Raw genomic sequence first — 12,309 nt, forward strand, 5'->3', positions numbered from 1 at the left:
GGGGCACCCCGGTGGGGGGTCGTGGGGAGCCCGGTGGGTGCGCGGTGGGGGCCGGTGGGGACCGGCGCCCGCGCCGGGGGGCCCCGACGGGCGGTACGGCCGTACGGAGCAGCGGCGACGGGCGCCGGGCGGCACCCGCCCCCGGCCGGAGGACGTTTGACAGACTGGTGGTGCCCGAGCCGTCTCCCGAGGAGGCCCGTTGTCGTCGAGCGCGCCGTCCGCGCCCTCCGTGCCGCCCGTCCCGTCGCCGTCCGGCGGCGTCCGCCGTCCGGAGGCGACCGGGTCGACCCCCGGATACGCGCCCGACCCGATGGACGCCGGCGCCGTCGCCGACGTCGCGGGCCGCATCGCCGCCGCGGTGGCCCGGATCATCGTCGGCAAGCCCGACGCCATCCGGCTCGCGCTCGTCGCGATGCTGGCCGAGGGCCACCTGCTGGTGGAGGACGTGCCCGGGGTCGGCAAGACCTCGCTGGCCAAGGCACTGGCCCGGGCCGTCGACGGCGGGGTCAGCCGGGTCCAGTTCACCCCGGACCTGCTGCCGGGCGACATCACCGGCTCCTCGGTCTACAACCGCCAGACCTCGGAGTTCGAGTTCCGGCCGGGCCCGGTGTTCGCCAACGTCGTGATCGCCGACGAGATCAACCGCGCCTCGCCGAAGACCCAGTCCGCGCTGCTGGAGTGCATGGCCGAGCACCAGGTCACCGTCGACGGCGGCACCTACCCGCTCGGGGACCCGTTCATGGTCGTCGCCACCCAGAACCCGGTGGAGATGGACGGCACCTACCCGCTGCCCGAGGCCCAGCAGGACCGGTTCACCATCCGGGTGTCGGTCGGCTACCCCGACCCGGCCGCGGAGCTGGCGATGCTCGAGGAGCACGGCGGCAGCGACCCGCTGGAGCGGATGCGCCCGGTCACCGACCTGCGCACGCTGCGGTCGATGATCGCCGCCGTCCGCGGGCTGCACACCGCGGCGGAGGTCCGCCGCTACTGCGTCGAGGTCGTCGGCGCCACGCGACGGTTGCCCGAGGTGCGCCTCGGGGCCTCGCCGCGCGCGACCCTGCACCTGCTCCGCGCGTCGCGTGCGTGGGCGGCCACGGCCGGGCGCGGCTACGTGGTGCCCGACGACGTCCAGGCCGTCGCCGTGCCGGTCCTCGCGCACCGGCTGGTGCTGGGTCCGGAGGGTGTCGCGGCCCGCCGCTCCCCCGCGGACCTCGTGCGGGCCGCGGTGGGCCGGGTCGCCGTGCCGTCCCCGCCGCGGGGCTGAGGTGCCGCCGACCGGCACCCCGGCGGCCCCGGTCCCCGCGGACGGCGGGACGGCCTCCGCCCCGGTCATCGGGACCGGCGCACCCCGCGCGGAGCGCCGCGCCGGGCTGACCGTGCGCGGGCGCTGCCTGCTCGCCGGGGGCGCGGCGATGGTCGTCTCCGCGATCGCCCTCGACGAGCGCGACCTCGTCCGCGTCGGCGCGTTCGTGCTGCTCCTGCCGCTGCTGGCGCTGGTCGTCGCGCTCCGCTCGCGGCGCACACTGCAGGTGGAGCGCACCCTGGAGCCCTCCCGGCTCGAGGCCGGGACCGGCGGCACGGTGCTGCTGCGCATCGCGGGCGGTGCCCTGCTCGGCGCGCTGCGCATCGCCGACCACGTGCCCGACGCCGCCGGCTCCTCCGACCGCTACCCGCCGCGGTTCACCGTGCACCGGCTCGGCCGGCGCGGCGCCCGCGTCGGCTACCCGGTGCGGCCCGCGGTGCGCGGCGCCTACCGGATCGGCCCGCTGCGCGGGCGCGGCACCGACGCGCTCGGCCTCGCCGAGTTCCGGCGCGACCTGCTCGCCGCCGACCGCCTCCTGGTCGTCCCCCGGGTCACCCCGCTGACCGGGCGGCCCGCCCTGACCTCGGTCGCGACCGGCCGCGGCGCCGAGGGCGGCAGCCGCCCCGGCCCCGGCACGCCCGACGTGCTCATCCGGCCCTACCGCCAGGGCGACGAGCTGCGCCGCGTGCACTGGCGCTCCAGCGCCCGGCGCGACGAGCTCATGGTCCGCCTCGACGACCGGCCCGACCCGTCCGGCGTCACCCTGCTGCTCGACCGCCGCGACGGCGCGCACCGCGGCCACGGGGCCGGATCGTCGCTGGAGTGGGCCGTCGAGTTCACCGCCAGCGTCGCCGTGCACCTGCTGCACCGCGGCGAGGCCGTCGCGCTCGTCGACGAGTCCGGCGAGGCCGTCGGGGACGTGCCGGCCGGGGTGACGGGCGCCGACGCCGTCGCGCCGCGGCTGGAGTCGCTCGCGCTGGTGCGCCCCTCGGCCGCGACCGGGTTCGCCGCCGCGCCGCCCGCGGCCGGCGCGGGCCGCCCGGAGGGCGTGCTCGCCGTGCTCGGCGGGACCGCCCCGCAGGACGTCACGGCGCTGGTGGCGGCCTGGCCGCGCGGCGGCCACGCCGTCCTGCTCGACGTCGACACCTGGTCGTCGGCGACCCGGGCGCGCCCGGCCTCGGTCGCCGCGGTCGCGCTGCGCCGCGCCGGGTGGCAGGCCACCGTCGTGACCTCGGGGACCTCGGTCCAACGGGCCTGGGCCGACGCCTGCGGGTCGCCCGCCGTCGCCGGGGCGGTCCGGTGAGCGCCCCGCCCCGCCCGCCGGTCGGGACCCGGTCCGCGGGCCCGCCCGCGGGGTCGTCCGCGGGGTCGTCCGCGGGGTCGTCCGCACCGCCGCCCGGGGGGCCGGTCACCGCCGCCGCGCCCGGGGGCCGGGTGCCGGGCTCCCCCGCCTGGACCGTCGTGCTCGCACCGCTGGCCTCGGCGGTGTCGGTGCTGCTCGCGGGCTCCGCGATGGGCGCCGTCGTGCAGGGGCTCGCCTGGGTCGGGCACGCCGCCGTCGCGACCGTGCTCGTGGTCGTCGTGGGCGCGCTGCTGCTGCCGGTGCGCGCCTGGCTCGTCGCACCCGCGCAGCTGAGCGCCCTGGTCCTGCTGGTCACCGCGTGGTTCACCGGAAGCGGGGTGCTCGGGTTCCTGCCCGGGCCCGCGGCGCTGGGCGAGCTGTCGGCTCTGCTCGGCGGGGCCGGGCAGCAGATCGACACCGGCCTGCCGCCGGTCGCGGCGACCCCGGAGATCCTGCTGCTGGTCACCCTCGGGTTCGGCACGATCGCGATCGCGGTGTTCGGGCTGGCCGTCACCGTCGCCGCGCCGGCCGCTGCCGGGGTCCCGCTGCTCGTGGTGTTCGCCGTCCCGACGGCGCTGCAGCCGGACCTGCTGCCCTGGTGGGCGCTGGTCGCGGCGGCGCTCGGCTACGGCGTCGTGCTGCTGCTGCGGCCGGACCGGCTGCGCCAGGCACCGGCGGGGGCGGCGGTCGTCGCCGTCGCGGTCCTCGGGGCGTTGCTGGCCGGGCTGCTCGCGGGCCAGGTCGGCACCTCCGGCCGGTTCGACGCCGCGGGCGGGACCGGCGACGCCGACGGCTCCATCGGGCTCAACCCGTTCACCTCGCTGCGCGGGCAGCTGACCCGGTCCGAACCGCGTCCGCTGTTCCGGGTGCAGGGACTCGGGCAGCCCACCTACCTGCGTGCGCTGACCCTGCAGGGCTACGTGCCGCAGGAGGGCTGGAAGGCCGGGCGGCCGCTGCCCGGGGTGCCGCTGACGGGCCCGCTGCCGCCGTCGACGTCGGGACCGGCCGCGACCCAGGACGTCCAGGTGGAGAACCTCGGCTTCCGCGACTACTGGCTGCCCGTCTTCGGCGACCCGACCCGGATCGGCGTCACCTCCCCCAGCTGGGCCTACGACGCCGACGGCGGCATCGCCTACAGCGAGCGCCCGCAGTCCGAGGACGGGTGGACGCAGTCGATGCGCCTGCCCGAGCCCACCGCCGAGCAGCTGCGCGCCGCGTCCGGCCCGGCGACCGTGGACCGCGCCTACCTCGACACGACCGGGGTCGACCCGCGCGTCACCGCGATCGCGGAGCAGGTCACCGCGGGGGCGGCGAACCCGTTCGACCGGGCGATGGCGCTGGAGAACCACTTCACCGGGCCCGGCTCGCCGTTCACCTACAGCCTCGCGACGGCGCCCGGCGGCGACGGCGACGCCCTCGTCGACTTCCTCACCCGCGGCCGGACCGGCTACTGCGAGCAGTACGCCTCGGCGATGGGCGTCATGCTGCGCGCCGTCGGGATCCCGGCCCGGGTCGCGGTCGGGTTCACCGCGGGCGACCCGGACGGCTCCGGCGCCCGCACCGTCACCACCGAGGACGCGCACGCCTGGGTCGAGGCCTGGTTCCCCGGCTACGGCTGGATGACCTTCGACCCGACCCCGCTCGCCGACGGCCGCACCATCGACCCGACCTACGTCCAGCAGGCCCGCGAGGAGGCGGGCGGCACCCCGGCTCGGGAGCAGGCCCCGCAGCCGGAGCCGACGGCCGCGCCGCCGACCCCGCAGGCCGGTGGCGCGACGCCCGAGCCGCCGCCCGCCGAGGACCCGGCGCAGGCCCCGGCACCGCTCGCCGGGCTCGGGTCGTTCTGGCCCGTGCTGGTCGCGGTGCTGATCGCGCTGGCCGTCGCGGCCGTCGTGCTGACCCCGGGGCTGTGGCGGCGGCGCCAGTACGCCCAGCGGTCCGGCCTCGCCCGGGCGGGCGGCGACGGCGCGGCGACGGCGGCGTGGGACGAGGTCCTGGCCGCCTCCCGCGACCACGGCGTGCCGGTGCCGCCCGGCGACACCGTCCGGGCGGCGGCGGACCGGATCATCGACCGGCACGCGCTGGCCGGGCGTCCCGCCGAGGCGCTGCAGGAGCTGGCCCGGCGCGTCGAGGCGAGCTGGTACGGCGGCCTGCTGCCCGAACCGGGCGTGCTCGACGGCCTGGTCGACGAGGTGCGGACGGCGATCGCCGCCGGCGGTTCGTCGCTGCGGGCGCGGGTCCTGCCGCCCTCGGTGGTGCCCGAGGCGGTCCGGCGGATGCGACGCCCGGACGAGGAGACCGCCGCCGACCCCGGACCCGCCCGGGACGGGGACCCCGCGGACCGGGTCTGACCGCCTGCCCTCCCGCCCCCCGGGACCCCGGCCGCGGCCGCAGGAGCCGCCGCGACCCCGTTCGCGCGCGGCTCCGGGGTTCGCCTGCGCTACAGCACGAGCGGGGGCGGGACTCGAGCGCGGACAGTCGGCGCACCCGCCGGATGTGGGCCCGGAGCACCGACGCACCCCCACTGACGACGAAGCGGGGCGGGACACCGTGGTGTCCCGCCCCGCTGGGGCGTCGTCCGGGCGGCACGTCGGCCGCGCGGGGTCACTCCTGTTCGAAGCGGCGCCGGAAGCGCTCCTCCATACGGCCGGTGAAGCCGCCGTTGCTCTCGCCGGACGGCTTGTCCTTGGTGGGGGGCGTGCCGCCCGGGGCGGCGGTCTCCTCGCCGCTGCGCCGGGCACCGATCGAGGTGACCGCCAGCAGCGCACCGCCGAGCATGGCGAGGAAGCCGACGATGCTCAGGACGGGCAGGTCGCCGAGCCAGAGCGCCCGGAACGGGATCCCGGCGACGAGCAGCACGAGGCCCACGACGAAGAGGACGGCGCCCTGGATCCGGCGCCGACGGGCGGGCCTGCTCCGCCGGCTCCCGCTGACCGAGGACGCGAACTTCGGGTCCTCCTGGTAGAGGGCACGTTCGATCTGTTCGAGCAGGCGCTGCTCGTGCTCGGAGAGCGGCATGCCTTCACCTCCGGCACACGAAATCGGACGGTAGGCCGCATCCGGCCCGGGCCTCCTCGCCCCGGCCGGTACGACGGGCGCCCCACCTGGGCGTCTGCGACCAGAGTACGAGGCGAATCGTGCCGCGACCACCCGGACCGGCCAACCCGCTCGGCTGATCGTCGAGCGGACGGCGTGGCGCGGCGTGTCGTCGCTCACGGCCGGGTCGGCGCACTCACCCGAACGGCGTCGGACGGGCGGACGAACGCCGCCCCACCGGTCACCGACGGGAGCCGGACGGTGACCGTCGGGGCATCACGGCGGAACGGACGGCGGACGGTGTCACCACCGCGTCAGTACCGCCGGGCGAGCAGATGCAACCGCGGGGCGACCTCGGCCAGCGCGGGCACCGACGACGCCAGCGCATCCAGCTCGTCGCGCTCGTCGCGGCCCGCCGGCTCGCCCTCCTGCCCGGGCCCGGGCAGCCACGCCTCGAGGGTGCCGTCGCCCTGGAGCACCTCGGTGCGCAGCCGGCCGGTGCCGGTCGCGAGCTCCTGGAGGCGGTGGGCGTCGAAGCGGCGCAGCAGCCGGTCGTCGGGGCCGGTGCGGCCGTCGGGATCGGTGAGCAGGGCGCGGGCCTCGGCGAGACGGCCGCTGGCGACCCGGCCGATCACGGCGCCGTAGCGCCCGACGGTCAGGACCGACACCGCACCGCCCGGGGCGGCGGCCGCGGCGAGCGCGGCCAGGACGCGGCCGGGGCCGTCGACGACCTCGAGCAGGCCGTGGCCGAGCACGAGGTCGGCGCCGTCGGCGGGGGCGACCTCGGCGAGGGTGTCGACGTCGCCGTTCACCGGGGTGATGCGGTCGGTCACCCCGGCCTCACCGGCCCGGCGGGCCAGCGTGGCGAGCGCGTTCGGACTGGTGTCGACCACCGTCACCGCGCAGCCGGCGACCGCCAGCGGCACCGCCCAGGTCCCGCTGCCGCCACCGACGTCGAGCACCCGGGGCGCCGCCCCGGTGTCCCGGCGGACGCGGTCGATCTCGCGGTCCAGCACCCGGAACACCGCGGCCCCGCGTGCTGCTCCGGCCTGCTCCCGTGTCGACGATCCCACGCACCGGAGCCTAGTGGCCCGCACCGGGGCCCGGCCCGTCCGCCCGTCGGCGCGCCACGGCGGGACGATGTGGACTCCGCCCGGCGCCCCCGCGCGACCGCACGGTACGTTGAGGAGGTGCAGGTCGTCGCCACGCTCAGTCTCAAGGGTGGCGTCGGCAAGACCACGGTCGCACTGGGTCTGGCCGGCGCGGCCCAGCGTCACGGGGTGTCCACCCTGGTGGTGGATCTCGACCCCCAGGCCAACGCCACCACCGCCCTCGACCCCGAGCCGACCACGGCCACCGTCGCGGACGTCCTGGACGAGCCGCGCCGCGCCGTCGTCGAGCGCGCGATCGCGCCGTCGGCCTGGGGCGAGGGTCTCGACGTGCTCGTCGGCGCGGAGCAGACCGAGCGGCACAACCACCCGGACCCCGGTGCGGCCCAGCTCTACCGGCTCGACCGCGCCCTGCAGCGGCTGGCGGGCGAGCTGATCACCGACGACGCCGGCGGCCCGGAGCGCGCCGAGGAGCGCTACCGGCTGGTCATCGTGGACTGCCCGCCGTCGCTGGGCCAGCTCACCCGCAGCGCGCTGTCGGCCGCGGACCGGGCGATCCTGGTGGCCGACCCGACGATGTTCTCGGTGTCGGGCGTGCAGCGCGCCTTCGACGCCGTCCAGACCGAGCGGGAGCGGTCCAACGACCGGCTCCAGCCGCTGGGCGTGCTGGTCAACCGGGTCCGCCCGCGCAACACCGAGCACGAGTTCCGCATCTCGGAGCTGCGCGAGCTGTTCGGGCCGCTGGTGTTCAACAGCGTCCTGCCCGACCGCTCGGCGGTGCAGCAGGCCCAGGGCGCCTGCCTGCCGATCCAGGCCTGGGACACCCCGGGGGCCCGGGAGATCTCCGCGGTCTTCACCGCGCTGCTCGGCCGGGTGCTGCGCAGCGCCTCGCGCCCGGCCGCCTCGGCCTGAGCCCGGGCCGCGGACGCTCCGCGGCGCCCACGGCCGCCCGCCGCCGGTGGGCCGGGGCCCCCGTGTCACCGCGGCAGCAGCTCACCGACCCGGGTCACGAACTGCTCGGCCTGGCGCAGCAGGTCGTCGGCGGCCCGCTGGTCGACGAGCCGGTCGATGCCCGCCTCCGCCGCGGTCCGCAGCCGCGAGCAGCCGGCGAAGAACACCGCCCACTCCTCCAGCTCCGGGGCCACCTCGGCGAGCAGCCGCCACCCGTCGCGCGGCGCGCCGCGACGGGTCCGTGGCCGGGCCCGCATCGCGAGCACCGCGGCCCCGGCACGCAGCGCGGCCAGGTAGGCGGCCGGGTAGCGGCGCACCGGCTCGCTCTCCCGGTGCGCCTCCGCGAGCTGCTCGGCGGCCTGGCGCAGCAGCCCGAGCGCGTCCCGCGACGGCGGGGCCGGTACCGGGGACCGCAGGGCCGGTCCGCCTCCGGGGCGGTGGGTCGTGCCGCGCGGCGCACCCGCCGCCCGGGTCACGCCCGGCGCCGCGCCGGCACGGGCCGCACCGCCGGGCGTCCCCCGGCCCGGGCACTCGAGGGGCCACAGCCCGTCGCCGGCGGGCCGCACCCGTCCGGTCCCGCCCGGCCGCCCGGGCGGGACCGGCCCGTCGGCGGGCGGCCCGTCGCCCCGGCCCGGCGCACCGGCGGGCCCGACCGGCCGCCCCGCCGCGGACCGGGGCGCCGGCAGCGCCAGGTCCAGCTCCATCGTCCTGTTCCGCACACGCACCTCCGGCACCTACCGGTCCACCTTCACCAGGTCCCACACACCGGGCCCGGACCGCATCCGCAGCACGACCTCGCGGGGCGGGTCCTCCGGGTCCGCCACCGACCGCGCCAGCACCCGCCAGCAGCTCAGCCGGTCACCGCCGACCGGCATCGGCGACGGGAACGGCCACGGTGACTCCTCGATCCACTGGTCCCGAACACCGGTGACCAGGAAATGTTCCCCGCGGCGCGAGGGACGCCGCGAGAACTCGACCGGCTCGCCGTTCTGCCAGCGCACGTCGATCGCCGCCGGCTGACGGGACCGGAACAAACGCGAGAAGCCGCCCACTGGCACCACCACGCCCTCCACCCGGCGGGCGGGCCTCGGTTCCCGCCACCGGAATCGGTCCCCGGGACGCCCGGCGACGGGGTGCTTCCCCCACTCCGCCCACCGGACGCCCCGGTGTCGAACGCGCGTTCGACGTGGTCCAGTAGAACGCGTGTTCGATCGCCGCGTCAAGTCGGGTACCCGGGCGGGGCGCCCGCACCGTGCCGCGGTCGCGCGAGCGTGATGTGATGGGGTCATGCACCCGCACACCGACCCCGCTCCGGCGCGGGCGTGCGGCCCCCGGCGGGACGGGTGCGCGCGGTGACGGCCGCGCCGTCGCGTCCGCGCCTGGTCGGTCTCGCTCGCAGCGACTTCGCCGACCGGCTGACCGAGGCGATCGACGTCTACGTCACCGCGATGGACTACCCGCGCTCGACCGCCCGGCAGCGCCGGTCGCTGTGGCTGGAGCACTCCTACCGGCCCGGGTGGCGCGCCGTCGGCTGGCTCGACGGGCGCGACCGGCTCACCGGCATCGGCTACGGCTACTGGGGCGGCCCGGGTCAGTGGTGGTTCGAGGAGGTGCGGCGCGGCCTGCGCGCCCGCCGCGGGGACCCCGGCGCCGCCGGCACGGACTGGCTGACCGACTACTTCGAGCTCACCGAGCTGCACGTGCACCCGCAGGCCCAGGGCTCCGGTGTCGGGGAGGCCCTGCTGCGGGCGCTGGGCCGCGACGCCGGCCGCGCCCGGATGCTGCTGTCCACCCCCGAGTACGGCCGCGCCGCCCCCGGCCGGGCTTGGCGGCTCTACCGCCGGGCCGGGTTCTCCGACGTGCTGCGCGAGCACCTGTTCACCGGCGACCCGCGGCCGTTCGCGGTACTGGGCCGCGAGCTGCCGCTGCGGCCCGCGGATCACCCGACACACGCCCCGGAGTGACGGCGGGACCGTCGGTCCCGGGTGGCACGATGACGCCCATGCCGCCGCACAGCACCGCTCGACCCGCACGCCGCCGAGCCCGGACGCGTGCACTGGTGCTGCTCGCGGTGCTGGCCCTGCTCGCGCTGACCGGCTGCACCCGAGTGCAGGTGGCGATGGCCGTGCAGCCGGACGACACCGTGGACGGCACGGTCGTCGTCGCCACCCCGGACGGCGCCCCGGACGGGCGCGGCCCGCAGATGGAGGTCCCGGCCGACCTGCAGGACAAGGTCGAGACGTCGCCGTACGACCAGGACGGGTTCGTCGGGACCCGGGCCGCGTTCGAGGACCTCAGCTTCGCCGAGGTCTCCCAGCTCAACCTGCTCGGCGGCAGCGCGGCGGGCCGGGCGGGCCTGGAGTTGCGCCGGGTCGGCGAGCGGATCGCCGTGCAGGGGCGGGCCGACCTGACGACGATGCCGGTCGACCGGTCCGACGTGCGGCTGGCGATCAGCTTCCCCGGCGAGGTCGTCGAGTCCGACGGCGAGGCCGACGGCGGCACCGTGACCTGGGAGTTCACCCCCGGCGAGGTGTCGCAGATCAACGCGTCGGTGATCTCGACCGACCCGAACGCGCCGTCGATCCTGGGGTGGTCGCTGCTGCTCGCCGGGCTCGTCGTCGTCGCGGCGGGTGCGGCGGTGCTGCTCGCCCGGCGCGACCGGAACCCGCCGATCCGCCGCTGAGCCGCGGACCGGCGGGCGGCGCTCAGCGCGGCGCCACGTCCACGACGACCTTGCCGGTCGTGCCCGCCTCGACCGCCTCGTGGGCGGCGGCGACGTCGTCGATCCCGAAGCGGGTGACCGGCAGCGGGGTGAGCGCGCCGTGCCCGGCGGCCGCGACGAGCCCGCGGGCCGCGGCGGCCAGCACCGGCCGCGGGACGGTGTAGAGCAGTACGAACCGCAGCACCGCGTTGGCGCCCATGAGGGCGCGCACCGGGAGCTGCGGGTCCTGCGGGGTCGCGGCGTAGGACGCGACCTGCCCGCCGGTGCGCAGCACGGCGAGGTCCTGGGCGAGGTTCTGCGCGAGGGAGACCTCGACGATCCGGTCGACCGGGCCCGCGGCGTCGAGGATCGCCGCGGCCGGGTCGCCCTCCCGGTAGTTGACGACGTGGTGCGCGCCGGCCGCGCGGGCCAGCTCCGCCTTCTCCGGGCCGGACACCGTGCTCACCACGGTCGCGCCGGCCCAGCGGGCGAGCTGCACCGCGTAGTGCCCGACCGCGCCCGCTCCCCCGGTGACGAGCACGGTGGACCCGGCGACCGAGCCGTCGCCGAACAGGCAGTGGTACGCGGTCATCGCGGGCACGCCCAGGCAGGCGCCCAGGTCGTCCGGTGCACCGTCGGGCAGCACGGTCGCCTGCTCGTCGGGGACGACGGTGTACTCGGCGCAGGTGCCCCACTCGGCGAGCGGGGCGCCGCCGTCGCCACCCGGGGACGCGAGCCAGGTCCAGACCCGCTGCCCGATCCGGGAGGGGTCCACGCCCTCCCCCACGGCGTCGATCTCGCCCACGCCGTCCTGGTGCGGGACGCGCACCCCGTCGAACGGGCGCGACGTCGTGCCGTCGCGGGTCTTGGTGTCGGTCGGGTTGACCGCGGAGGTCCGCACCCGCACCCGGACCTGGCCCGGTCCGGGGTGCGGGGTGTCGAGCTCGCCGACGGTCAGGACGTCACGGGCGCTGCCCTCGCGGGAGTAGCTCACTGCCTTCACCCGCGCCATCCTGCCGCCGGTCGGGCGGGCGCGCACCCGGCGGCGGGCCGGTCTCAGGCGGCGTCGACGGTGCTGCGCCCGGCGGCCCGGCGGGCCCGCGCACGGCGGCGGCGCACCCGCCAGCCGACCGCGCCGAGGACGACGACGACCCCGAGCACCGCCCAGCCCACGAGCCCGAACGCGCGCTCGAACTCCTCCGCGGCCTCGCGGAGCAGGAACCCGGCGGTCACGTGCAGGGCCGACCAGAGGCAGGCCCCGACGGCGACGGCGGGCAGGAACCGGCGCAGCGGCAGCCCGGAGGCTCCCGCGGCGGGCGGGGTCATGGTGCGCACGACGGGCAGGAACCGGGCGCCGAGCACGGCCCACGGGCCCCAGCGGCGCAGGGTGCGGGCGGCGTCGTCCCAGGCGTCGCGGCCCATCCGGCCGATGAGCCGGGACTCGCGCAGCCGGGGGCCGAAGCGGCGGCCGATCGCGTAGCCGATGGTGTCGCCGCAGGCCGCGGCGACCGCGACGACGGCCACGACCAGCACCGCGGACGGTACGTCCGGCACCGCCATCGCCGCGGCGATCAGCATGGTCTCGCCGGGCAGGACGAGGCCGACCCCGATGGTGGTCTCGCCGAGGGTGACGAGCCCGGCGACGAGGACCACCACCCACAGCGGGACGGAGGTCAGGAAGTCGATGATCTCGGTGAGGGGAGGCTCCTGGGCCTGGTGGCGGGGCGCGTCAGTCGACGCCGGGCACCCCGTCGGCGGTCAGCTCGGGCTGGGGGGCGGGGTCCGGGGCCGGGTCGCCGCGGGGCGCCGCGGTCCCGGCCGGGCGGCCCCGGCCGGCGGCCTGCGGGCCGGCCGGGACGGCGGCCGC

General features: G+C 78.3%; 12 protein-coding genes. 6 read left to right on the forward strand and 6 right to left on the reverse strand.

Annotation, left to right across the window (positions count from 1 at the left end; genetic code table 11):
* Positions 1-310: 310 nt before the first annotated feature.
* The 3 genes from WJX68_RS24950 to WJX68_RS24960 all read left to right on the forward strand — a co-directional run bounded on the left by WJX68_RS24950 (position 311) and on the right by WJX68_RS24960 (position 4,996).
* Positions 311-1,264, forward strand: a complete 954-nt coding sequence (locus WJX68_RS24950) for an AAA family ATPase (protein WP_340295399.1) — start codon at positions 311-313, stop codon at positions 1,262-1,264.
* A gap of 1 nt (position 1,265) precedes the next feature.
* Positions 1,266-2,606, forward strand: coding sequence for a DUF58 domain-containing protein (locus WJX68_RS24955; protein WP_340295401.1), 1,341 nt, complete (start codon positions 1,266-1,268; stop codon positions 2,604-2,606).
* A 131-nt stretch (positions 2,607-2,737) separates the two neighbouring features.
* Positions 2,738-4,996, forward strand: coding sequence for a transglutaminase TgpA family protein (locus WJX68_RS24960; protein WP_340295403.1), 2,259 nt, complete (start codon positions 2,738-2,740; stop codon positions 4,994-4,996).
* A 253-nt stretch (positions 4,997-5,249) separates the two neighbouring features.
* Here the strand turns inward: WJX68_RS24960 and WJX68_RS24965 are convergent, their stop codons facing one another.
* Both WJX68_RS24965 and WJX68_RS24970 read right to left on the reverse strand, forming a co-directional pair.
* On the reverse strand, positions 5,250-5,663 hold the full coding sequence (locus tag WJX68_RS24965; protein WP_340295405.1) for a DUF3040 domain-containing protein: 414 nt from the start codon (positions 5,661-5,663) through the stop codon (positions 5,250-5,252).
* A gap of 332 nt (positions 5,664-5,995) precedes the next feature.
* A complete protein-coding gene (locus tag WJX68_RS24970) occupies positions 5,996-6,754 on the reverse strand; it encodes a class I SAM-dependent methyltransferase (RefSeq protein ID WP_340295407.1) in 759 nt (252 codons plus the stop codon).
* 117 nt (positions 6,755-6,871) lie between these two features.
* Here WJX68_RS24970 and WJX68_RS24975 point away from each other — a divergent pair, with 117 nt between their 5' ends.
* Positions 6,872-7,702: a ParA family protein gene (locus WJX68_RS24975; RefSeq protein WP_340295409.1), complete on the forward strand. Its 831-nt coding sequence runs from the start codon at positions 6,872-6,874 to the stop codon at positions 7,700-7,702.
* A gap of 65 nt (positions 7,703-7,767) precedes the next feature.
* Here WJX68_RS24975 and WJX68_RS24980 read toward each other — a convergent pair whose 3' ends face one another.
* Together WJX68_RS24980 and WJX68_RS24985 are read right to left on the reverse strand one after the other, a co-directional pair.
* Positions 7,768-8,460, reverse strand: a complete 693-nt coding sequence (locus WJX68_RS24980) for an SAV_6107 family HEPN domain-containing protein (RefSeq protein WP_340295411.1) — start codon at positions 8,458-8,460, stop codon at positions 7,768-7,770.
* A gap of 15 nt (positions 8,461-8,475) precedes the next feature.
* Positions 8,476-8,805, reverse strand: coding sequence for a hypothetical protein (locus WJX68_RS24985; RefSeq protein ID WP_340295413.1), 330 nt, complete (start codon positions 8,803-8,805; stop codon positions 8,476-8,478).
* Positions 8,806-9,093: 288 nt separating this feature from the next.
* On the opposite strand from WJX68_RS24985, the gene WJX68_RS24990 reads away from it, so the two are divergent.
* A complete protein-coding gene (locus tag WJX68_RS24990) occupies positions 9,094-9,705 on the forward strand; it encodes a GNAT family N-acetyltransferase (RefSeq protein ID WP_340295415.1) in 612 nt (203 codons plus the stop codon).
* Between the two features lie 95 nt (positions 9,706-9,800).
* Positions 9,801-10,424, forward strand: coding sequence for an LppM family (lipo)protein (locus WJX68_RS24995; RefSeq protein WP_340295417.1), 624 nt, complete (start codon positions 9,801-9,803; stop codon positions 10,422-10,424).
* Between the two features lie 22 nt (positions 10,425-10,446).
* Here the strand turns inward: WJX68_RS24995 and WJX68_RS25000 are convergent, their stop codons facing one another.
* Positions 10,447-11,445: an NADPH:quinone reductase gene (locus tag WJX68_RS25000; protein ID WP_340295419.1), complete on the reverse strand. Its 999-nt coding sequence runs from the start codon at positions 11,443-11,445 to the stop codon at positions 10,447-10,449.
* Positions 11,446-11,498: 53 nt separating this feature from the next.
* Positions 11,499-12,098 (reverse strand): DedA family protein, encoded by a 600-nt coding sequence (locus WJX68_RS25005; RefSeq protein WP_340295421.1) that lies wholly within the window; start codon positions 12,096-12,098, stop codon positions 11,499-11,501.
* Positions 12,099-12,309: the final 211 nt, after the last annotated feature.

This window comes from Pseudonocardia spirodelae, assembly GCF_037727765.1.
GTDB classification, from domain to species: Bacteria; Actinomycetota; Actinomycetes; order Mycobacteriales; family Pseudonocardiaceae; genus Pseudonocardia; species Pseudonocardia spirodelae.

Coding starts and splice junctions, on each gene's coding strand:
- WJX68_RS24950 (WP_340295399.1), top strand. CDS start 311: ATGGACGCCGGCGCCGTCGCCGACGTCGCGGGCCGCATCGCCGCCGCG.
- WJX68_RS24965 (WP_340295405.1), bottom strand. CDS start 5,663: ATGCCGCTCTCCGAGCACGAGCAGCGCCTGCTCGAACAGATCGAACGT.